This is a genomic window from Rhodococcus sp. NPDC006774 (genome assembly GCF_040636045.1).
Taxonomy (GTDB): Bacteria; Actinomycetota; Actinomycetes; order Mycobacteriales; family Mycobacteriaceae; genus Rhodococcoides.
The window spans coordinates 111,116-132,305 of record NZ_JBEYIW010000006.1; the positions used below are offsets into that span (position 1 = coordinate 111,116).

21 protein-coding genes are annotated in these 21,190 nt (G+C 66.0%); 7 read left to right on the plus strand and 14 right to left on the minus strand.

Annotation, left to right across the window (positions count from 1 at the left end; genetic code table 11):
• Positions 1-9: 9 nt before the first annotated feature.
• From truB to ABZ677_RS11440, 3 genes are read right to left on the minus strand one after another with little or no spacing between them, the layout of a single operon-like run.
• Positions 10-942, minus strand: a complete 933-nt coding sequence (gene truB, locus ABZ677_RS11430) for a tRNA pseudouridine(55) synthase TruB (RefSeq protein WP_358369352.1) — start codon at positions 940-942, stop codon at positions 10-12.
• Between the two features lie 35 nt (positions 943-977).
• Entirely contained in the window at positions 978-1,643 is a 666-nt protein-coding gene (locus ABZ677_RS11435) for a 4'-phosphopantetheinyl transferase (RefSeq protein WP_094634246.1), read from the minus strand.
• Entirely contained in the window at positions 1,640-2,563 is a 924-nt protein-coding gene (locus ABZ677_RS11440) for a metallophosphoesterase (protein WP_032397841.1), read from the minus strand. The genes ABZ677_RS11435 and ABZ677_RS11440 overlap by 4 nt, the downstream gene beginning before the upstream one ends.
• A gap of 242 nt (positions 2,564-2,805) precedes the next feature.
• On the opposite strand from ABZ677_RS11440, the gene ABZ677_RS11445 reads away from it, so the two are divergent.
• From ABZ677_RS11445 to ABZ677_RS11460, 4 genes are all read left to right on the plus strand, one after another.
• Positions 2,806-3,204, plus strand: coding sequence for a TOBE domain-containing protein (locus ABZ677_RS11445; RefSeq protein ID WP_094634245.1), 399 nt, complete (start codon positions 2,806-2,808; stop codon positions 3,202-3,204).
• Between the two features lie 64 nt (positions 3,205-3,268).
• The gene (modA, locus tag ABZ677_RS11450; protein ID WP_358369672.1) at positions 3,269-4,012 is read left to right on the plus strand and encodes a molybdate ABC transporter substrate-binding protein; all 744 of its coding nucleotides are present in this window, start codon (positions 3,269-3,271) and stop codon (positions 4,010-4,012) included.
• The gene (locus ABZ677_RS11455) at positions 4,009-4,839 is read left to right on the plus strand and encodes an ABC transporter permease (protein WP_037189583.1); all 831 of its coding nucleotides are present in this window, start codon (positions 4,009-4,011) and stop codon (positions 4,837-4,839) included. Before modA ends, ABZ677_RS11455 begins: the two co-directional genes overlap by 4 nt.
• The gene (locus ABZ677_RS11460) at positions 4,836-5,936 is read left to right on the plus strand and encodes an ATP-binding cassette domain-containing protein (RefSeq protein ID WP_358369358.1); all 1,101 of its coding nucleotides are present in this window, start codon (positions 4,836-4,838) and stop codon (positions 5,934-5,936) included. The genes ABZ677_RS11455 and ABZ677_RS11460 overlap by 4 nt, the downstream gene beginning before the upstream one ends.
• Here the strand turns inward: ABZ677_RS11460 and ABZ677_RS11465 are convergent, their stop codons facing one another.
• The 8 genes from ABZ677_RS11465 to rimP form a co-directional block, all read right to left on the minus strand.
• A complete protein-coding gene (locus tag ABZ677_RS11465; RefSeq protein WP_358369361.1) occupies positions 5,937-7,265 on the minus strand; it encodes an MATE family efflux transporter in 1,329 nt (442 codons plus the stop codon).
• Complete coding sequence (locus ABZ677_RS11470) at positions 7,262-8,260, minus strand: bifunctional oligoribonuclease/PAP phosphatase NrnA (protein ID WP_094634240.1); 999 nt, start codon at positions 8,258-8,260, stop codon at positions 7,262-7,264. The genes ABZ677_RS11465 and ABZ677_RS11470 overlap by 4 nt, the downstream gene beginning before the upstream one ends.
• A 1-nt stretch (position 8,261) precedes the next feature.
• Entirely contained in the window at positions 8,262-8,828 is a 567-nt protein-coding gene (gene rbfA, locus ABZ677_RS11475) for a 30S ribosome-binding factor RbfA (protein ID WP_358369675.1), read from the minus strand.
• 103 nt (positions 8,829-8,931) lie between these two features.
• Positions 8,932-9,222, minus strand: a complete 291-nt coding sequence (locus tag ABZ677_RS11480; RefSeq protein ID WP_032377081.1) for a DUF503 domain-containing protein — start codon at positions 9,220-9,222, stop codon at positions 8,932-8,934.
• A gap of 154 nt (positions 9,223-9,376) precedes the next feature.
• Positions 9,377-12,271, minus strand: coding sequence for a translation initiation factor IF-2 (infB, locus tag ABZ677_RS11485; RefSeq protein ID WP_358369364.1), 2,895 nt, complete (start codon positions 12,269-12,271; stop codon positions 9,377-9,379).
• A 97-nt stretch (positions 12,272-12,368) separates the two neighbouring features.
• Entirely contained in the window at positions 12,369-12,701 is a 333-nt protein-coding gene (locus ABZ677_RS11490) for a YlxR family protein (protein ID WP_170946036.1), read from the minus strand.
• Positions 12,702-12,797: 96 nt separating this feature from the next.
• The gene (gene nusA / locus ABZ677_RS11495) at positions 12,798-13,805 is read right to left on the minus strand and encodes a transcription termination factor NusA (protein ID WP_037189588.1); all 1,008 of its coding nucleotides are present in this window, start codon (positions 13,803-13,805) and stop codon (positions 12,798-12,800) included.
• Positions 13,802-14,377 carry a ribosome maturation factor RimP gene (gene rimP / locus ABZ677_RS11500; protein ID WP_037189589.1) on the minus strand — a complete coding sequence of 192 codons (576 nt, stop codon included), beginning with the start codon at positions 14,375-14,377 and terminating at the stop codon, positions 13,802-13,804. Before rimP ends, nusA begins: the two co-directional genes overlap by 4 nt.
• 168 nt (positions 14,378-14,545) lie before the next feature.
• On the opposite strand from rimP, the gene ABZ677_RS11505 reads away from it, so the two are divergent.
• Positions 14,546-15,049, plus strand: a complete 504-nt coding sequence (locus ABZ677_RS11505) for a hypothetical protein (RefSeq protein WP_358369368.1) — start codon at positions 14,546-14,548, stop codon at positions 15,047-15,049.
• On the plus strand, positions 15,046-15,486 hold the full coding sequence (locus ABZ677_RS11510) for a ferritin-like domain-containing protein (RefSeq protein WP_037189590.1): 441 nt from the start codon (positions 15,046-15,048) through the stop codon (positions 15,484-15,486). Before ABZ677_RS11505 ends, ABZ677_RS11510 begins: the two co-directional genes overlap by 4 nt.
• Here ABZ677_RS11510 and ABZ677_RS11515 read toward each other — a convergent pair.
• Positions 15,449-16,903, minus strand: coding sequence for a DHA2 family efflux MFS transporter permease subunit (locus ABZ677_RS11515; protein ID WP_358369371.1), 1,455 nt, complete (start codon positions 16,901-16,903; stop codon positions 15,449-15,451). The genes ABZ677_RS11510 and ABZ677_RS11515 overlap by 38 nt on opposite strands.
• A gap of 82 nt (positions 16,904-16,985) precedes the next feature.
• On the opposite strand from ABZ677_RS11515, the gene ABZ677_RS11520 reads away from it, so the two are divergent.
• The gene (locus tag ABZ677_RS11520; RefSeq protein ID WP_358369373.1) at positions 16,986-17,594 is read left to right on the plus strand and encodes a TetR/AcrR family transcriptional regulator; all 609 of its coding nucleotides are present in this window, start codon (positions 16,986-16,988) and stop codon (positions 17,592-17,594) included.
• A gap of 9 nt (positions 17,595-17,603) precedes the next feature.
• Here the strand turns inward: ABZ677_RS11520 and ABZ677_RS11525 are convergent, their stop codons facing one another.
• Complete coding sequence (locus ABZ677_RS11525) at positions 17,604-19,328, minus strand: acyl-CoA dehydrogenase family protein (protein ID WP_358369375.1); 1,725 nt, start codon at positions 19,326-19,328, stop codon at positions 17,604-17,606.
• Between the two features lie 75 nt (positions 19,329-19,403).
• On the minus strand, positions 19,404-21,155 hold the full coding sequence (locus ABZ677_RS11530) for a proline--tRNA ligase (protein ID WP_037189593.1): 1,752 nt from the start codon (positions 21,153-21,155) through the stop codon (positions 19,404-19,406).
• Positions 21,156-21,190: the final 35 nt, after the last annotated feature.

The following is a 21,190-nucleotide window of genomic DNA, read 5'->3' on the forward strand; positions in this document are numbered from 1 at the left end:
GGGATCGCGTCAGTGCCCGCGCAAGGTCGCGGGCCGCACGACCATGACCGAACTGGCGCGCTTGCCCTTCTCCTGAAGCAGAGCGATGGTGTGACCCGTGGGATCGACCGCCGCGTACACCCCGTCGATTCCGACCGGATCCAGCCACCGTCCCTGGCTCAACGATTCCGCTTCACCCGCGTCGATCTGCCGGTGCGGGAAGGCTGTTCGCGCCGCCTGGTCGATGTCCAGGCTCACGGCCGGATCCTCGGCCAGTTCTTCGAGTGTCCGGGCATGCTCGAGGGTGAAGGGACCGACGCGGGTGCGGCGCAGCACGGTCAAGTGACCGCCGACGCCCAGCGCCGCACCGAGATCTCGGGCCAGGGCTCGCACGTACGTCCCCGACGTGCAGTCCACCTCGACATCGAGGTCGACGAACGCGGATTCGTTCTCCACCACATCACGCCTGGCCGTCACGTCGAATCGGGTGACGCTGACCTTGCGGGCGGCGAGTGTGAACTCCTCACCTGCGCGGGACAATTTGTGGGCACGTTGCCCGTCGACCTTGATGGCGCTGACACTGGCGGGCACTTGCTCGATATCGCCGGTCAGGGCGGCGATCGCGGTCGAGATCTCGGGGTCGGTGACATGCGCGGCCGAGACATCGGCCAGAACGTCACCCTCGGCGTCGTCGGTCGTCGTGCTCCGGCCGAGCCGGATGGTTGCGGTGTACGACTTGGTGGTCAGCGAGAGCAATCCGAGCATCTTGGTCGCACGCTCCACGCCGAGCACGAGCACGCCGGTCGCCATGGGATCCAGAGTCCCCGCATGGCCGACCTTTCTGGTGCGCAACAGTTTTCGGCACGACGCCACCACATCGTGGCTCGTCACTCCCGGCCCCTTGTCGACCACAAGCAGGCCGGCACCGACGAGACCGGACGAAATCTTTTCGCGAGCACTCACGAGAGAGCATTGTGCCAGGCTCACGGAACGGGTCGTCACATCACCGAGATCGCGGTCATCACCAGGCCTCCCGCAACCATCCATCGACCGTCGAAGGCCCGCAACGGCGGTCCGGACACCGTGTCTCCTGGCACCAGCAGCTCGGAATGGAACGTTCCGGAAATGTCGTCACCGGAGCCGGTGCGTTCGAAGGTGATGTGTGCGTCCTCGAAACCGAGCCAGCGTCCCGTCAACGGCTCCCAGGCCTTGTACGTCGCTTCCTTGGCGCAGAACAAGACTCGATCCCAGTGCACGTCTTCACGGCCCACGGTCGCGAGCCACTCGCGTTCGGCCTCCAGGCTCACTGCCCCGAGTACTCCATCGGGCAAGGGCCCGTGCGGCTCCGCGTCGATTCCCACCGAACGCACCTGCATCGAATAGGCCAACACCGCACCGCGATAGCCGTCGCAGTGCGTCAACGATCCGACCACACCCTTCGGCCACTGCGGGGCGCCGGACTTACCGCGCATGATCGGTGCCGGCTCCACACCCAGCTTCTCCATCGCCACCCGCGCGCAGTGTCGAGCCGAGGTGAACTCACGTTTGCGCTTGTCCACCGCCTTGGCCACCAGCGGGGCTTCGAGCGGATGCGGCGTCAGACCCGGTGGGTCCGCGAACAATTCGGCCGAGACGACGCCGTTGGGAAGTATGGATTCGATCACTTGCCTGCCCTCATCTTCTCTACCTCTGCCTCCATCTCGGGCGTCACCGTGAAGTGCCCGCCCCACTTGTTCAACGCGCCCGGCGGGTACTCGGGGACCGGAAGAATCTGGCGCAGAACGTTCTTCGGCAGGCCGCGGCGCTGCCATTCACGCGGGTAACCCACCGACACCTCCTCGAAGCGAACGCCGTCGTAATAGGTCGTCCGCGGGATGTGCAGGTGCCCGTACACCGAGCAGATCGCGTTGTACCGCGTGTGCCAATCCGCCGTCAGAGTGGACCCGCACCACAGCGCGAACTCCGGGTAGAACAGCACCTCGGTGGGCTGCCGGACCATCGGGAAGTGGTTGATCAACACGGTCGGAACGGAGGTGTCCAACGCATCGAGACGCTCCCGGGTGGCGTCGATCCGCGCGTGGCACCAGGCATCTCGCGTCGCGTACGGCTGCGAGGACAGCAGGAACTCGTCGGTGGCAACGACGTTCTTCTCGCGTGCGATCGCCAGTCCGTGTTCCTTGTCTCTCGCTCCCTGCGGCAGGAACGTGTAGTCGTAGAGCAGGAACATCGGCACGATCGTCGCCGGGCCTCCCTCCCCCTCCCACCGCAGATACGGGTCCTCCGGGGTGACGACGTCGATCTCGCGGCACAGGTTCACCAGGTACTCGTATCGAGCAGCACCGTGGATCTGCACGGGATCTTTCACCGTCGTCCACAGCTCGTGGTTTCCGGGAACCCAGATGACTTTCGCGAAACGGCTACGGAGCAGTTCGAGCGCCCACTTGATGTCGTCGGTCTTCTCCGACACGTCACCGGCGACGATCAGCCAGTCGTCGGGCGATTCGGGGAAGATGTCCTCGGTCACGGGCCGGTTGCCCCGATGTCCGACGTGAATGTCGCTCACTGCCCACAGCTTCGCTGCCACTGAAAATTCCTTCCGATGCGCTCGGCCGCCGGCGTCGAATCGCCAGAACCGTCCGAGAACGTACCAACGTCCAATACTCCATGCAGATTCCGCGACGTATCCGGGCGGGGTGAAGTGGCACCGAGGTCGACGGTGGGACGGTACGGCTCACCGAAAACAGGATTGGGTCGAAACACCCGCAGATTCGGGTATATGGTGCCGTTCATGACTTGTTTGCGGATGATTGCTCGGGTGGCGTCTCGATGACGGTGCCCCCGGTCCGCGTTCGAGATGCCGCGGCACTCCTCGGTGTCAGTGACGACACCGTGCGCAGATGGATCGACAGCGGAGCGCTCCCGGCGCTCGAGGACGAGACCGGGCGCAAGGTCATCGCCGGCCGCGACCTCGCCGACTATGCACGCGAACACGCCGTCCCCCCACCGGAGATCTCGCCGGGCGGCAGCTCTGCCCGCAACCGACTCGTGGGGTTGGTCACCGAGGTCGTCTCGGACGCGGTGATGAGCGAGGTGAGCATGCAGTGCGGGCCGTTCACGATCGTGTCCCTGATGAGCACCCGATCGGTTCGTGAACTGGGGCTCGAGCCCGGCAAGGTCACCACCGCCGTCGTCAAGGCCACGACCGTCATCGTCGAGACACCCTAGAACGCAGGAGATGTTCGTGAAGACAGTGCACTCGGTATCCGCGCTCGTGATTGCAGCCACCCTGATTCTGGTCGGGTGCAGTGCGCAGTCCGATTCGACCGCGCCCGATGGACCCTCGGACGGTAGCGCGGTCCGAGGAGAGATCACGGTCTTCGCCGCGGCATCGCTTCGCGCGACGTTCACCGATCTCGGTACTCGATTCGAGGCCGAACACCCCGGCACCTCGGTGGAGTTCAGCTTCGCGGGCTCATCCGATCTGGCCGCGCAGCTGATCTCCGGCGCTCCTGCCGACGTCTTTGCCTCCGCGGATACGAAGAACATGACCGAGACGGTCGACGAGGGCCTGGTTGCGGGCGATCCCGTCGACTTCGCGTCGAACACTCTGACCATCGTGACCGCCCCCGGAAACCCGGACGGCATCACATCGTTCGCCGATCTGGCGAATCCCGACGTTCTCACGGTGATCTGCGCACCCCAGGTGCCGTGCGGCGCGGCGACGGCCTCGGTCGAAACTGCAACCGGCACTTCCGTCCCGGCCGTGAGCGAAGAATCCTCGGTCACCGACGTGCTGGGCAAGGTCACCTCGGGGCAGGCCGATGCCGGGCTGGTCTACGTCACCGACGCTGCCGGGGCAGGCGAGGCCGTGACCGCGGTGCCCTTCGAGGAGTCGAGCGAGGCCGTCAACACCTACCCGATCGCGACACTGGCCGGTTCCGGCAACCCGGACACAGCTCGCGCCTTCACCGAGTTCGTCACCGGACCCGTCGGACGGGACGTACTCGGTCGAGCCGGCTTCGCCGCACCGTGACCGCTCGAGTCGCCGAAGGCGGAAGGTCCTCGGCCGGGCCCCGTCCGACCGTCGGAGTACCACTGTGGATATTCGCACCGGCCGCCGTGGGCGCACTACTCGTCGTGTTGCCGCTGGCCGCGATGTTCACCCGCATCGATTGGTCGAATTTTCTCGGCCTCGTCACCTCCGAATCCGCTGTCGCAGCGCTGGTTCTCAGCCTGAAGACGGCGACGGCAAGCACCGTGGTGTGTGTGCTTCTCGGCGTGCCGATGGCCGTCGTGCTCTCACGCAGCTCGATCAGAGGGCTCTCGATCCTTCGCTCGCTCGTCGTACTGCCCTTGGTCCTGCCCCCGGTGGTCGGCGGCATCGCGCTCCTCTACACCTTCGGACGCCAAGGGCTGCTCGGCGAACATCTCGATGCGTTCGGGATTCGGATTGCGTTCACCACCTCGGCCGTCGTGTTGGCGCAGGTGTTCGTGTCGTTGCCGTTCCTCGTCGTCAGTGTCGAGGGCGCGTTGCGCACGGCCGGTGACCGCTACGACGTGGTGGCTGCAACCCTGGGTGCCACCCCCACCACCGTCCTACGGCGAGTCACCGTTCCGCTGATACTTCCCGGACTGATATCAGGAACCGTTCTCGCCTTCGCTCGCGCACTCGGAGAATTCGGAGCGACGTTGACCTTCGCCGGCTCCCTGGAGGGCGTGACCAGGACGCTGCCGCTGGAGATCTATCTGCAGCGCGAGAGCGACCCCGATGCCGCCGTGGCGCTGTCGATGGTTCTGATTCTCGTCGCGGCACTCGTCGTCGTGACCGCGCGCGGCACTCGATCGTCGGGAACGCTGTGAACTCGCTGTACCTCCGGGCCACCCTCGGCGTCCGCGCAATCGATCTCGAACTCGACGCCAGGGAGGGAGAGACGGTCGCGGTCCTCGGGCCGAACGGGGCAGGCAAATCGACACTGCTGCAGATCGTCGCCGGCGTGGTGGCACCCGACGACGGAATCGTCCGACTCGGCGAGGACGTGTTGACCGACACCGCTTCGAACACCGTCGTGCCGATTCATGCCAGGGGCGTCGCGACCCTGGCTCAGGAAGCTCTGTTGTTTCCCCACATGGACGCTCGCGCGAACGTGGCCTTCGCACCACGAAGCACCGGCGCGAACCGCGCCACCGCGCGAGCCGTGGCCGATACCTGGCTCGACGCGGTCGGAGCCTCCCACCTGGCCGATCGCCGCCCTGCGCAGCTGTCCGGCGGTCAGGCTCAACGTATCGCCATCGCGCGTGCTCTTGCGGCCGATCCACGACTGCTGTTGCTCGACGAACCCCTGGCCGCGCTGGACGTCGATACGGCACCGGGCATTCGGCGAGTGCTGCGCACAGTGCTGCGCGAGAGCGGGCGTACGGCCTTGATCGTGACCCACGATCTGCTCGACGTCGTCGCACTCGCCGATTCCGTCGTGGTCGTCGACGGTGGACGCGTCGTCGAGCGCGGGTCGGTCACCGAGGTCCTGACCGCGCCTCGCAGCGAATTCGGTGCCCGCATCGCCGGGGTGAACCTGCTCTCGGGACGGGCTGTCGACGCCGACGACTCGACCTCCCTGAATACGAATTGGGGAGTGACGGTCCACGGCTCCGGGCGGCACGCCACCGGAACTCCACTGGTGGCGGTCTTCTCCCCCGCCGCCGTGTCGGTACACCCGACTGCACCGCACGCCAGCCCCCGCAACGTGTTCGAGGTGGCGATCGAGGAGATGGAGGTACAGGGCTCCGGCATCCGTGTCAGGTCACGTCCGCAACCCGACGGGTCTCCCGGCATGGCCGCCGACATCACCCCGGCAGCGGTATCGGATCTCGGGCTCGAGCCCGGACGCCGGGTGTTCTTCGTCGTCAAGAGCCACGAGGTGGCACTGCACCCCGCGTTACCGTCCCAGCCCGAACGATAGTCAGTGGCGTAGTTGGCGGTCGCTGCCGATCACCAGCCACTTACCGGACAGCACCCGGCCCGCGACGGCGAGCATGCGCAGGGCAACGAAGACGCCGAGCCCTGTCCAGATCCCGACCAACCCCCAGTCGAACACCAGAGCCGACCAGATGAACGGCAGAAAACCCACGACGGCGCAGGCCATGGTCGCGTTCCTCAGAAAGGCAGCGTCACCACTGCCGAGCAGCACACCGTCCAACGCGAACACCACCCCGGCGATGGGGATGATCGCGACGAAGATCCACCAGATCGCGTGCATCTCGTCGATGACCGACGCGTCGGTGGTGAACAGATCCGGAACGAACGATCGCCCGACGGCGAACACGCAGGCGAGGACGACCGCGAACACCGTCGACCATGCCGTCAATCGCCACGCGAGGGCGCGCGCATCCTCGATCCTGCTCGCGCCGAGGGCCGCTCCGACCAGGGTCTGAGCGGCGATTGCCAGCGAATCGAGCATCAACGACACCAGGTTCCACATGTGCAGTACCACCTGGTTGGCGGCGACCGAGGCCGCGCCGAACCTCGACGCCACCGCAGCAGCGGACAGAAAGCAGGCCTGAAACGCCAGACTCCGCACGATCAGGTCGCGGCCCAGCACCAGTTGCGCGCGCATCACCGACCAGCGCGGTCGCAATTCGGTGCTCGCCCGCACGACTGCGACGACGAACAGCGCACCGGCGACGCCCTGACCGATCACGTTCGCCACAGCCGATCCCACCAGCCCCAGCCGTGGGAATCCGAGCAACCCATGAACCAGAAGTGGGCACAACACCGCCGACACTGAGAAGCCGAACACGACGAAACGCAGTGGTGTCACCGTGTTCTGGACTCCGCGCATCCATCCGTTTCCGGCCAGCGACACCAGAATGAACGGCACACCGAGCAGAGCCACCCGCAGCCACGCGACGGCCTCGGCGGCGATGTCACCGCCGCCGGTCAGCACCGACACCACGGGCTCGGCCGCGAGCTGCATCACCGCGACGATGACGATGCCGATCGCGAAGGCCAACCAGGTTGCCTGCACACCCTCACCGACGGCATCACGCTCGCGACCGGCACCGTGCATGCGAGCCGCACGGGCGGTCGTGCCGTAGGACAGAAAAGTGAGCTGGGTGCTGACCTGGGCCAGAACGAGTCCGCCTATCGCCAGACCCGCGAGCGCCAAGGCACCGAGCCTGCCGACCACGGCGGCGTCGAACAACAGGTAGAGGGGTTCGGCGGCGAGGACACCGAGGGAGGGCAGCGACAGGCCGAGAATCTTTCGAGCGGTGACCGGAGTGGAGCTCACGACGCCGAGAGTGCCCCGCGCAGCGCCTCGATCACGTCGGGCAGATCGCCGGTCGCGGTGTAGCCGGCCGCGTTGCGGTGCCCGCCGCCGCCGAGTTCGCATGCCACCGCCGAGACGTCGACCTCGGTCTTCGAGCGCAGGGAGACCACCCAGACCGAGCCGAAGTCCTGCTGCTTGAGCACTGCGGCCACCTCTGCTTCGGAGGTGGTGCGCACGATGTCGATCACGCTCTCGATTTCCTCGGACCGCAGTCCAGCGGAATCCTCGCTCCGGATGACGGCGTACACCAGCCCTCGCCCGCCGGCTGCGTCGGGAATCAAGGATGCCGAACCGAGCACGGACCCGAGCATCGGCAGCCAGTCGAACGGGTGGGTGTCGAGCAGCTTGCGGGCGATGTGAGCGCCGTCGATCCCCGTGGCCAACAGTCTCTCGGCCAGCAGATGAGAACCCGGGCGAACCCAGCGGAACGAACCGGTGTCGGTGACCAAGCCCGCGAACAGCAGGTGGGCGAGATCGGCGTCGATCTCGACGCCCCACCGGTCGAGCAGACGCGCGATCACGGCGGTGGTGGACTCGGCGGATGCATGCACCACGTTCAGCGTTCCGAAGCGAGTGTTGCTGCGGTGGTGATCGATGACGAGGCTGGCCGACGCCGTATCGAGCCGGTCGCCCAACGAACCCAACCGACCCCGACTTCCGGCGTCGACCGTGACCACCAGGTCGACGGTCTCGGTGACCCGGTCGGCGTCGACCAGAAGATGCCTACCGGGCAACTCGTCCATCGACTCCGGCAGGGACGCCGGTGCAGCGAACGCCACCTGGACGGTCGCGCCGCGACGTTCGAGCACCGAACCGAGCGCGAGCCCACTGCCGATCGTGTCGGCATCGGGCTGGACGTGACACAGCACGGTCACCGAGGATGCACGTTCGAGCATCTCGATCGCCTGCGCCAAATCCTCGTCGGTCTCCGGCACCGACCCCGAACCATCGGACATGTCAGTCGGCTTCGGCGGGCTCGACGTCTGCAGGAGTGGAGCCTGCGGAATGACCACCCAGTGCAGGAGTGGAGCCTGCGGAATGACCATCCAGTGCAGGAGTGGAGCCTGCGGAATGACCATCTGTGTCTGCGACTTCGCGCGGAGCCTTGTACGGGTCCGGATCCCCGGCGGGCTTGGCGTTCGCACGGGCGCGGGCCAGTTCCTCGTCGGCCACGCGGGCACGCTCGAGAAGGTCTTCCATGTGGCGCGCGGTGTCGGGCACCGTGTCGGTCACGAACGTCAAGGTCGGTGTGTACCGCACACCCGTCCCGGCTCCGACCTTCGAGCGCAGCACGCCCTTGGCCTTCTCGAGTCCTGCCGCGGCCGCCTGAAGATCGGGCGGCGTATCGAGGTCTTCACCCATCACGGTGTAGTACACCGTGGCGTCGTGCAGGTCGGCCGTCACCTTGGTGTCGGTGATGGTCACGAATGCCAGCCGTGGATCCTTGATCTCGTGATCGATCGCCGTTGCAACGATTGCGGCGATTCGCTTGGACAACTTACGAGCCCTGGCCTGATCCACCACGACAATCACACTCCTCTTTCATGGCCGAACGTCGATTTCGATACGACGTAGCGGCGGTTGTGCACTTCACGCCTGCCGAGCAGTGCTCGGCGGACATCCCGGATCAATCCTCGGGTCCGAAGATTCTCCGGCGTACTGCCAACAGTTCCAGATCGTGGCGTTCGGCGACATGCCGTTCGCACTCGTCCAGTTTGTCGTGCAACAGGTCGACATCGGTACCGGCCGCGGCAACCCCCAGCAGGGATCGCCGAATACGTTCTCGCTCACCCGTTTCGGCAGCGGAGACACCCAGCCGTTGCAGATCACCGAGGACCGGTTCCATCATCGACCGCTTCTCGGCGAGCGAACGCACATCCCCCAACAACACGTCCAACTCCAGAGCACCCAGATACACGCTGACGTCCTTCGATCAGCTTCGACGACAAAGCCGGTGGTGGTACATATGTCGTACCACCACCGGCTCGAAAGTCGGAGCGCAGTGTCACTCCCCTGGCTTCACCACCGAGCCGACGCGACCGGATGCGGAGCCGAGTGGCTCCGCACCTGTTCTAGTCGCGCGGCTTTTCACGGAGTTCGTACGCCTCGATGACATCGCCCACCTTGATGTCGGAGTACGTCACCGTCAAACCACACTCGTAGCCCTCACGGACCTCCGTCGCGTCGTCCTTCTCGCGGCGGAGCGAGGAGATCGTGACGGTTTCCGCAACAACGGCACTGTCTCGGATGAGTCGTGCCTTGGCGTTGCGACGGATCGTACCGGAGGTGACGAGGCAACCGGCAATGTTTCCGACCTTGGAGGAACGGAACAGCGCGCGGATCTCGGCCTGCCCGAGGGCAACCTCCTCGTACACCGGCTTGAGCATGCCCTTGAGGGCCTTCTCGATCTCGTCGATGGCCTGGTAGATCACCGAGTAGTACCGGATGTCGACGCCTTCACGGTTGGCCAGCTCGGTGGCCTTGCCCTCCGCTCGAACGTTGAAGCCGATGATGATCGCGTTGGATGCCGACGCCAGGTTGACGTTGGTCTCCGTCACGCCGCCGACACCGCGGTCGATGACGCGCAGTTCGACCTCGTCGTCGATCTCGATACCGAGCAGCGCCTCTTCGAGCGCTTCCACGGTTCCCGAGTTGTCACCCTTGAGGATCAAGTTGAGCTGCGAAGTCTCCTTCAGAGCTGCATCGAGATCGTCGAGGCTGATGCGCTTGCGGCTCTTGGCTGCCAGAGCATTGCGCTTGCGCGCATTTCGACGGTCGGCGATCTGTCGAGCGATTCGGTCCTCGTCGACCACCAGAAGGTTGTCGCCTGCACCGGGCACCGACGTGAAGCCGATGACCTGCACGGGACGAGACGGCATCGCTTCGGTGACGTCCTCGCCGTGCTCGTCGACCATGCGACGGACACGTCCGTATGCATCACCGGCGACGATCGAGTCACCGACGCGGAGCGTTCCGCGAGCGATGAGCACGGTCGCGACCGGGCCACGACCACGGTCGAGGTGCGCCTCGATGGCGACACCCTGAGCGTCCATGTCCGGGTTGGCGCGCAGGTCGAGCGACGCGTCGGCCGTCAGCAGCACCGCTTCGAGGAGGGCATCGATGTTGGTGCCCTGCTTGGCGGAGATGTCGACGAACATCGTCTCGCCGCCGTATTCCTCGGCGACCAGACCGTATTCGGTGAGCTGCTGCCGGATCTTGTCCGGGTTCGCGCCCTCCTTGTCGATCTTGTTCACCGCGACCACGATCGGCACGTCGGCTGCCTGGGCGTGGTTGATGGCCTCCACCGTCTGCGGCATGACGCCGTCGTCGGCTGCGACCACCAGGATCGCGAGGTCGGTGGCCTTGGCACCACGGGCACGCATGGCCGTGAAGGCCTCGTGACCGGGGGTGTCGATGAACGTGACGAGACGTTCGTTGCCTTCGAGCTCGGTCAGCACCTGGTATGCACCGATGTGCTGCGTGATTCCGCCTGCCTCGCCTTCGCGCACCGTGGTGTTACGAATCGAGTCGAGCAGTCGCGTCTTACCGTGATCGACGTGGCCCATGACGGTGACCACCGGGGGACGCTGTTCCAGATCGTCCTCGCCGCCGGCGTCCTCGCCGTAGGTGAGATCGAACGAGTCGAGCAGCTCACGGTCTTCGTCCTCGGGACTGACGACCTGAACGACGTAGTTCATCTCGCCGCCGAGAAGCTCCAGCGTCTCGTCGTTGACGGACTGCGTCGCGGTGACCATCTCACCGAGGTTGAACAGGGCCTGCACCAGTGCGGCCGGGTTCGCGTCGATCTTGTCCGCGAAGTCCGACAGCGATGCGCCGCGGGCGAGACGGATGGTCTCACCGTTGCCGCGGGGCAGCCTGACGCCGCCGACTGCGGGAGCCTGCATGCTCTCGTACTCGGCGCGTTTCGCCCGCTTCGACTTGCGGCCACGACGAACTGCTCCGCCGGGACGACCGAACGCACCTGCTGCTGCGCCGCGCTGACCGGGGCGTCCACCGCCGCCGGGACGACCGCGGAAACCACCTGCGGGAGCGCCGCCTGCGGGGGCACCACCGGGAGCGCCGGGAGCGCCGCCGCCGCGGTAGCCACCGCCACCGCCGCCGCCTGGGCGTCCGCCCGGAGCGCCACCGGGACGACCGGGACGACCTGCTGCGGGGCCGGGACGTGCCGAACGGGTCGGCATGGCACCGGGGTTGGGGCGAGGAGGCATAGAGCCGGGGCTCGGACGAGGTCCGGCCTGGCCCGGTGCGGGACGAGGCCCACCCTGACCGGGAGCCGGACGACTGCCACCGGACGGTGTTGCGGGACGAGGCCCACCCTGTCCGGGAGCGGGTCGTCCGCCACCGGGACGCGGAGCACCGGGAGCGGGCCGGGGAGCCGGTCGCTCCACGGGAGCCGAGGAGTACGGGTTGTTACCGACACGCGGAGCCTTCGGGCCGGGCTTGGGGCCGGGACCTGCGGGCTTGGGAGCTGCCGGGGCGGGTGCAGCGTCGCTGGTGGTGGCCGACGCGGCCGGAGCCTGTTCGACCGGAGCGGCCGGCGCCGGGGTGGGCGCGGCCGGGGCCGGAGCCGGTGCGGCAGCCGGAGTTGCGGGTGCAGCCGGTGCTGCCTCCACGGGAGCTTGTGCTGCGGGTGCTTCCGGCTCTGCCGGACGCGGTACCGGCTTGGGGCCGGGACGGGGTCCGCCCGGTTTCACTGCGCCCGGCTTCGCCGTGCTGCCTGCTGCGCGATCGGCCGCTGCGCGACCGTTCGGTGCAGCTGCGGCGGGTGCCGACGCGTCCGCGTTCTCGGACGGGAAGGATTCACGCAGTCGACGTGCCACGGGGGCTTCGACTGTGGATGATGCGGACTTGACGAACTCGCCTTGCTCTTTGAGCCGTGCGAGTAGTTCCTTACTGGTGACACCGAGTTCTTTTGCCAACTCGTGCACGCGGGCCTTGCCTGCCACTGCTCTCCTCACTGAGAGGCCGAGCGAGGCTTGGTGCCCGCACGACCTCGGGTTATCTCCGATGGACGTTCATCGTTGGTGCTTCACGGTGTGCTCATCAGTGCTGTTGCCTGTTCTTGTCGACGGGTGTTGCTCTTGTCGTGTCCTCGGCCTGCAGCTGTTCGTGCTCGTCGAGCACGGCTGTCACTGCGGACGATTCCACATTTCCCGATATCCGAAACGCGCGACCGAAGACTCGGCGTCGTTCCGCATTGTGCAGGCATTCTCGGCTGTAGTGCAACCACGCACCACGACCGGACATCGAATGCCGGATGTCGGGGACGAGAGCGAATTCGTGCGAACCAGCTTCTCGAACCACGATCCTCAACAGATCGGTGGCCGGCACTCGCTCCCTGCACCCGATGCATGTACGAATCGGCCGGCTTGTCACTACCGGATACTCGCGTTCATGCCTCTGAGCGAAGAGGTCGTTACCGAACCATCGACCACTCTACCGCTGTATTGCCCCGAACTCCGCATTCCGGCCCTACGCGCTGGTCGTCTCGGGTGCCGCCGCATCACTGCGGATGTCGATGCGCCAACCGGTCAACCGAGCGGCCAGTCGAGCGTTCTGCCCTTCCTTCCCGATGGCCAGAGAGAGCTGGTACTCGGGAACGACGACACGGGCCGCACGAGCAGCTGCGTCGACGACGGTCACCGACACAACCTTCGAGGGGGACAGAGCATTCCCGACGAAGGTGGCCGGGTCCTCGTCGAAGTCGATGATGTCGATCTTCTCGCCTGCCAGTTCGCTCATCACGTTGCGCACGCGCTGCCCCATCGGTCCGATGCAGGCGCCCTTGGCGTTGAGACCGGACACGGTGGACGCGACGGCGATCTTGGAGCGGTGCCCCGACTCGCGGGCCACTGCCACGATGTCGACCGATCCGTCGGCGATCTCGGGCACCTCGAGGGCGAACAGCTTGCGCACCAGATTGGGATGGGTGCGCGACAGCGTGATCTGCGGGCCCCGGTTGCCCCGGGCGACTCCGACGACGTAGCACTTGATGCGTTCGCCGTGCTCGTAGCTTTCACCCGGTACCTGCTCGGCGGGCGGCAGGAGGCCGTCGGCTCCGTTGGCGTCACTGCCGATGCGCACGATGACGGTGCCCTTGGCGTTGGCCCGCGTGTCGCGCTGGATGACACCGTTGACGATCTCACCCTCGTGGGTGGAGTACTCGCCGAACGACCGCTCGTGCTCGGCGTCGCGTAGGCGTTGCAGGATGACCTGACGCGCCGTGGTCGCCGCGATGCGTCCGAAGCCTTCCGGGGTGTCGTCCCACTCGGAGATCACATTGCCGTCGGCGTCGATTTCCTTGGCCATCACGCGAACGGAGCCGGTCTTGCGATCGACGTCGATCCACGCGTTGGACTGGTGCCCCTCGGTGTGCCGGTAGGCCGTCAGCAATGCGGTCTGAATCGTCGAGATCACCATCTCGATCGGAATTCCCTTGTCCGCCTCGATGGCACGCAATGCGGCGATGTCGATATTCACTTGTCCGACCCTTCTTCCGGTGCTTCCACGTCCACGATCTCATCGGTGTTCGCGGGTGACGGCCTGCTGCCGACCACGCCACCCGCCAGGTCCATCTCTTCGGCGCTGGGCCGCGAGAACTCCACCTGTACAACAGCTTTCACAACATCGGACAGTGCGACGGAGCGGGTCGACAGCACACCCTTCTCCTTGATCACCACGGTGACCGAATCGTCGTCGAGTACACCGACGCGACCGTCGAACTTGGCGTCGGCGAGTTCGATGCGCACCTTGCGTCCGCGGGCCCGACGCCAATGCCGTGCCTCGGTCAGTGGGCGGTCGATTCCGGGGGTGGTGACTTCCAACGTGTACGGAGCTTCCCCGAAATCCGTCACGGCATCGAAGGCGTCGGAGATCTCGCGGCTCAGTTCCGGGAGCGCGTCGAGGTCGATTCCCTCTTCGCGATCGACCATGATCCGCACTGCACTGTGCTTGCCTGCGGCGACGACGTTCACGTCTTCGAGGTCGTAGCCCCGTTCTCGAACGAGGTCGGCGAGCAGTTCGACAACCCTTTCCTTGGACGGAACAGGCATGTCGCGAACTCCTCGTGTGTAGTTGTGGGCGATCCGGCGTACGGCAGCCGGACTGCGTTTGGTGAACCAACAGCCTACCGCCCCGCAGACAGTGCTCGTGACCACGATCGGCCGACGCGACACGCGGGCGCGGATCGTGCGAGCGCTGCGGTCTGGCACGATATCGGAGTGCCAACGCCGACCGTCCCCTTCGCGCTCAATCGCCGCGGGTTGTTCCGACTCGCCGGTGTCGCAGCTCTGTCCGCGGCCACCGTGTCGACTGTTGCGGCCTGCGGCCAGGAGACGATCTCGGGTCCTGCCCTCGACACCCTCACAGCGCAGTTGCGCGCTGCCCGCGCCGATGCCGCAGATGCCACCGCGGCCGCGACGGTGATCACCGACTACGCAGCCGCACTGGGGATCGTCGCGGCGCAGCGCACCGAGCACGCCGAAGCGCTCGACACCGAGATCGCACGCGCCACCGGTGCCTCGACCGAGACGTCGTCGGCGACGGCCACCACGACACCCGCTCCCACGACGCCGCCGCCCGATCTCGCCGCCGTACGGGAGATGTTGACTGCCTCCGCTCGCAGCGCAGCAGATGCCGCTCGTAACGAAAGCGGTTACCGGGCAGGCCTTCTCGGTTCCATCAGTGCCTCGTGCACGGTCTCGGCCCTGGTGGTTCTGGCATGAGCGATCTCGGCCCGGAACAGCAAGGCCTCGTGGATGCACTGCATGCCGAGTACGCGGCGGTGTTCGCCTACGGCGTCGTCGCGGCGTTCTCCAACCCCACGCGCGCCGACGTGGTGGCGTCGAACACTGCCGCTCACCGCGCCCGCCGAGACGCGACCATCGATGCACTCCAGGCGGCGAGTGTCACAGTGCCGCTGCCCGATCCGGCATATGCGTCCCCGTTCCCGGTGACCGACGCGATCTCGGCTGCACAGTTGGCCGCGCAGGCCGAGATCGACACGAGTATCGCGTGGCGTTCGCTGATCGAACGCAGCCGGTCGGGAGCGACCCGCGACATGGGGGTGCAGGCGCTGACCGACGCCGCGGTTCGCCTCGCGACGTGGCAGCAGATTCTGGGCGTCAGTCCGTCGTCGACGGCATTTCCCGGCCAACCGTGAGCGCTTGTTCCGGTCCGACGGAACGCCCCGGCATGAACAGCGCCGCCACCAGTCCGATCGCCACTGCGCCAGCGCCGACGAGCAGAGCGGGTGCCAAGGCGTCGGTGTAACCGGTGGGTGTCAGTGATCCACCGGCTCCGATGAACACCGCTGTCAGTACCGCGATGCCGAGCGCGATACCCACCTCTCGCACAGTGGAGTTCGCACTGCTCGCGGTGGCGTGATCGTCGTCCTTCATGTCCCGCAGCACTGCCGTGGCGGACGGAGCGAACGTCAGCCCCATGCCCACGCCCGCCATCAGCAGGGCCGGGACCATCGACGAATACTCGGTGTCGGGTCCCAGAATCAGCGCCATCCACACGAGCGAGACCGACTGCAGCGACAGGCCGCCGACCAACAAGCCGCGCAGTCCGACGCGCTCGGCGAGCAGACCTGCGATCGGTGCGACCACCATCGGTGCTGCAGTCCACGGCAGCGTGCGTAGGCCTGCCTGGAACGGCGTGTAGTTCATCACGATCTGCAGGTATTGCGCGAGGAGGAACACCGCCCCGAACATGCCGAGCGAGAACGTGATTCCGATGATGTTGGCGAGGGTGAAGCTGCGCGAACGAAAGAGTGCGAGCGGCAGTACCGAGTGCCGGGTGCGCGAGGCGCGCAGGACGAACGCGACGAGCAGCACCGCCGAGCCGATGAAGCCGGCGAGCACCGTGGCCGACGCCCACCCCTCGTCGTTGCCGTGGACCACCGCCCACACCAGGAGGAAGACACCGCCGCCTGCGAGGACGACGCCGGGCAGATCGAGCGGTTGGATGCGCCCTGCTGTTTCCTTCAGCGCGACGTACGCCAGCGGAACTGCGACGAGGGCCACCGGAACGTTGATCCAGAAGATCGCCTGCCAGGAAATCCCGTCGACGACGGCTCCGCCGACCACCGGTCCCAGCGCGACGCCGAGTCCGGAGACTCCACCCCATATCCCGATCGCGATTGCGCGCTTACCCACCGGCACCACCGCGGCGAGCAACGCCAGGGACAACGGCATGATCGCGGCTGCACCGATTCCCTGCACGGCACGCGCCGCGATGAGCATCGCTGGACTCGCAGCGAGCGCGCTGGCCACGGAGGCGGCGGTGAAAACCGTGATCCCACCGAGGAACACCGTGCGTCTGCCCCATCTGTCGCCGAGCGTCGCCGCCGTCAGCATGAAGGTGGCGAAGCTGAGGGTGTACGCGTTGAGGAACCACTGCAGCTGTCCGACGGAGGCGTTCAGGTCCTGCTGGATGACCGGGAGTGCACTGGTCATCACCAGATTGTCCAGGGTTGCCATGAACATCGGCAGGGAAGCTGCGAGGATGCCGAGCCACACGGGAACGTTCCGAGTGGCGGGCTGCATTGCTGGTGGAGAGGCTGTGGCGGTCATTGCGGTCGTCCCGTCTCACGCTTGTAAGCATCGAATGATTACTTATCGGAGACCGTAAGTTATCGACTGATAACCTGTCAACATGTCCGACCCGTCAGCGCCCAAGCCCAAAGCCACCCGCATGGATGCGGCCGACCGCCGAGAGCTCGTCCTCGACGCGGCGATGCGCGCGTTCGCGCGCGGGGGTTACGCCGGCACCAGTACCGACGCCGTGGCGAAGGAAGCGGGCGTCTCTCAGCCGTATGTGGTCCGTATGTTCGGCACCAAGGTCGAGTTGTTTCGACTGGTGTTCCAACGCTCGGTCGACGGCATCATGGCCGCGTTCGATGCCGTGCTGGCGGCGGGCCCGCTCGACCCCGACGACGACAGCACCTGGGCAGATCTCGGTTCCGCCTACGCCGATCTGGTGGCCGATCGCGACCTGTTGATGGTGATGATGCACGGATTCGGCGCAGGCTCGGTACCCGAGATAGGCCGGGCGGCCCGGGAGGGAATGGGTGCCATCTACAGCCGGATACGTGAGGGCACAGGTTGTTCCGAGGATCAGGCACGGCAGTTCATCGCGCACGGGATGTTGCTCAACGTCCTGATGTCGATGCAGGCGCTCGAGCATCCGAACGACAGCGCCGGACTGCACGAGATGACGGTGTGCGCGTTCGGAACCAATTTGATTCCGGCCGATCCCGGCTGAGCGTCGGCGCTAGGGACGCATCTCGTACCGGCCGTCGTAGGAGGCGACCTCGTTCCACACCGCATCGAATCGACCCGCATCGACCACCGGCTTGCGGATCGCGTCCAGGGCCCACTGCTGTTGCGCCGCAGACGACGACGGCTTTCCGTACAGCGCAACGGCATAGCCGGAGAAGTCTCGTATCTGGAAGTCGAAGATCTGGTCCATCATCTCGGCCGAGATCTCGTCGGCTTGCTCGAGCACGAGATGGCCGTAGACGACGAGCGAGAACAGGTGCCCCACCACGAGAAGGAAATCGAGATCCTTCTGCTGCGCTTCGTCGGGCGCACAGTCATGAAGAAACGACTTGAACGCCTGTGCCTGCTCGTAGAACCGTCCCACGTTGGGAATTCCGGAATGCTTGCTGTACAGCGGGTTCCAGTCGTGGAACCGGACCGAGCTCGCGCCACGGGCCGGCCCCTGCGCGAAGAAGAAGCTGTCGTCGACCGGCTCGGTTCGGGTACCGACGTCCGGGTGGTCGGTGGGCGAGAACATGTACGCAGGCATGAATTTGAGCATCAGCGCCACGTTGACGTGCACCGTGCCCTCCAGCTTGGGCAGTGTTCCGATCAGCTGGGCGGCTTCACGGAAGTAGGTGTTCTTCTCGTACCCTTTGGCCGCGATGACGTCGTGCAACAGACGGACGACCGTTTCGCCCTCGGAGGTCACCTTCGCCTTGGTCATCGGGTTGAACAGGAGGTAGCGCCGGTCTTCGGGTCCCGCGGCACGGAAATAGTCCAGCGCCCGCGCGCTGAACAGCTTCATGGCGATCAGCCGGGAGTATGCGTCGACGAACGCACTGCGGACGTGCGGGAAGTCGGTGACGCGATTGCCGTACAGGATCCTGTTGTTCGCGTGTGTGATCGCCTCGTAGAACGCGTGCTCACAGATGCCGATGGATCCGGTGCACAGGTTGAACTTCCCGACGTTGACCGTGTTGAGCGCAGCCGAGAATGCGTCGGCACCGGTGTGCAGGATGTCCTGTTGCCGGACGGGGTAGTTCTCGAGCGCGAACGTGCTGACGTACATCTGCCCGTGGACGACGCTCTCACGCAGCTGATACGCGGGGTGTGCACTGTCGGCCACGAAGAACACGTACGCATCGGGTCCGTCGACGTCGGTGCGTCGCCCGAACACCGAGACCATGTCGGCAACGTTGCCGTTCCCGATGTAGTACTTCTCCCCCGACGCGGTGAACTCGAGCTCGGAGTCCTCGGGAGCGGGCGTCAGCAGCATGTCGGTGGAGTAGACGTCGGCTCCGTGTGCGCGCTCGGACAGTCCGAACGCCATCACACCGCCGCGATCCAGCTCGCGTGCTGCGCGGCGCTTGGCGTCGTCGTTGGCACTCATCCAGATGGGGCCGAGACCCAGCACGGTGACCTGCCAGGTGTACCAGTAGGCCAAGCCGTAGAACCCGAGAACCTCGCTCAGCGCAGCATTACGAGCAGCGTCCCAGCGCGTGTTCGGCGATCCGTCCGCATAGGCAGCGGGCGTGGAGAAGGTTGCGAACAGCTTCTGCTCGGCGACGAACTCGATGAACTCCGCGGGCCAGACTGCATCGAGATCGTCCGCGAGCAGCCTGGCCTTGCCTCGATTCTCGAACCACTCGATCAGGGCGCGCAGCTGTCGACGAGAGTCGTCGTCGAGCTCGGCCGGATCGAACGTTGTTGGATCGAACAGCGCATAGTGAGACACGTGGTGACCTCTCATAGTCGTTGACCCGAAGCTACCAGCGGGTAAACGACAGTGCAGAGAGATCGCGAGACTTCCCTACGGTGTGTGCCGCACAGCCTTCACGATCTCCTCGACCGCCGAGTCGATGTCGAGTTCGCGACTCTCACCGGTGAAACGATCGCGGATCTCGACCTTGCCGTCGGCCCAGCCGCGGCCGATGACGACCACCAGCGGAACACCGATCAGTTCCGAGTCCTTGAACTTCACTCCAGGCGAGGCCTTGCGATCGTCGAACAGGACCTCAATGCCCTGTGTATCGAGTTGCGTCGCAATCGATTCCGCACCCGCGCGAGCAGCGTCGTCCTTGTTCGCGATCACCAGGTGAACGTCGGCAGGTGCAACCTCCGACGGCCACCGCAGGCCCTTGTCGTCGTGCATCTGCTCGGCGATCACGGCGACCAGACGCGAGACGCCGACACCGTAGGAACCCTGAGTCAGGCGAACCGGCTTGCCGGTCTCACCGAGGACGTCGACCGAGAACGCATCGGTGTACTTGTAACCGAGCTGGAAGATGTGCCCGATCTCGATTCCGCGCGCACTGACCAGCGGCCCGCGACCGTCGGGAGACATGTCGCCGTCACGCACCTCGGCTGCTTCGATGGTGCCGTCGGGAACGAAATCGCGACCGGCGACGAGGTTCACCACATGCTTGCCCTTGACATCGGCGCCGGTGATCCACGACGTACCGTCGACCACCCGCGGATCGACGAGATAGCGAACCCCGTTGGCCTGCAATGCGCGAGGCCCGATGTATCCCTTGACGAGGAAGGGATTGGCAGCGAAGTCCGCGTCGGTCAGCAGAGCGAACTCGGCAGGCTCGAGGGACGCCTCGAGGCGCTTCTCGTCGACCTCGCGGTCACCGGGCAGGCCGACGGCGAGCAGTTCCCACTCCCCTTCTGCGTTACGCACCTTGAGCAGAATGTTCTTCAGCGTGTCCGCGCCGGTGACGGTGCGTCCGAGATCCGCAGAGTTGGCCCACTCCACCAGAGTCGCGATGGTGGGGGTGTCGCCGGTCTCGTGATCGACGGCAGCGGGCTGTCCCTCGATGGGCAGCGGTGCAGGCGCCGGAGTGGTGACGGCCTCGACGTTGGCGGCGTATCCCGATTCGATGCAGCGCACGTAGGTGTCCTCACCGATGTCGCTCTCGGCCAGGAATTCCTCGGAGGCGCTGCCTCCCATGGCACCGGACGTCGCGGCGACGATGACGTAGCTGACACCGAGGCGGGCGAAGATGCGCTGGTACGCCTCGCGGTGGGCGGCGTAGGACTTCTTCAGTCCGTCCTCGTCCATGTCGAAGGAATACGAGTCCTTCATCACGAACTCGCGGCCGCGCAGAATGCCGGCCCGGGGACGCTCCTCGTCGCGGTACTTGGTCTGGATCTGGTACAGCGTGACCGGCAAGTCCTTGTACGAGTTGTATTCGGCCTTGACCGTCAGCGCGAACAGTTCCTCGTGGGTGGGACCGAGCAGCATGTCGTTGCCCTTGCGATCCTGCAACCGGAACAGCGCGTCGCCGTATTCGGTCCACCGATTGGTGGTCTCGTACGGCTCGCGCGGCAGCAGCGCGGGCAGAGATATCTCCTGCGCACCGATGGCGTTCATCTCCTCGCGCACGACACGCTCGACCTGCCGCAGCACCCGCAGACCCAGCGGCAACCAGGAGTAGACGCCCGGAGCGATACGACGAACGTAGCCGGCGCGGACCAACAGCTTGTGGCTGTCGACCTCGGCGTCGGCCGGGTCGTCGCGAAGGGTACGAAGGAACAACTGCGAAAGACGGGTGATCACGGGTTGTCAGACTAGTCGCTCCCGCAGTGCCTGTG

Bases quoted from the DNA above. Each gene is read 5' to 3' on its own strand.
- ABZ677_RS11445 (WP_094634245.1), top strand. From the start codon at position 2,806: ATGACGGTGCCCCCGGTCCGCGTTCGAGATGCCGCGGCACTCCTCGGT.
- ABZ677_RS11470 (WP_094634240.1), bottom strand. From the start codon at position 8,260: ATGTCCGATGGTTCGGGGTCGGTGCCGGAGACCGACGAGGATTTGGCG.
- rimP (WP_037189589.1), bottom strand. From the start codon at position 14,377: ATGCCTGTTCCGTCCAAGGAAAGGGTTGTCGAACTGCTCGCCGACCTC.
- ABZ677_RS11510 (WP_037189590.1), top strand. From the start codon at position 15,046: ATGAGCGATCTCGGCCCGGAACAGCAAGGCCTCGTGGATGCACTGCAT.
- ABZ677_RS11515 (WP_358369371.1), bottom strand. From the start codon at position 16,903: ATGACCGCCACAGCCTCTCCACCAGCAATGCAGCCCGCCACTCGGAAC.
- ABZ677_RS11520 (WP_358369373.1), top strand. From the start codon at position 16,986: ATGTCCGACCCGTCAGCGCCCAAGCCCAAAGCCACCCGCATGGATGCG.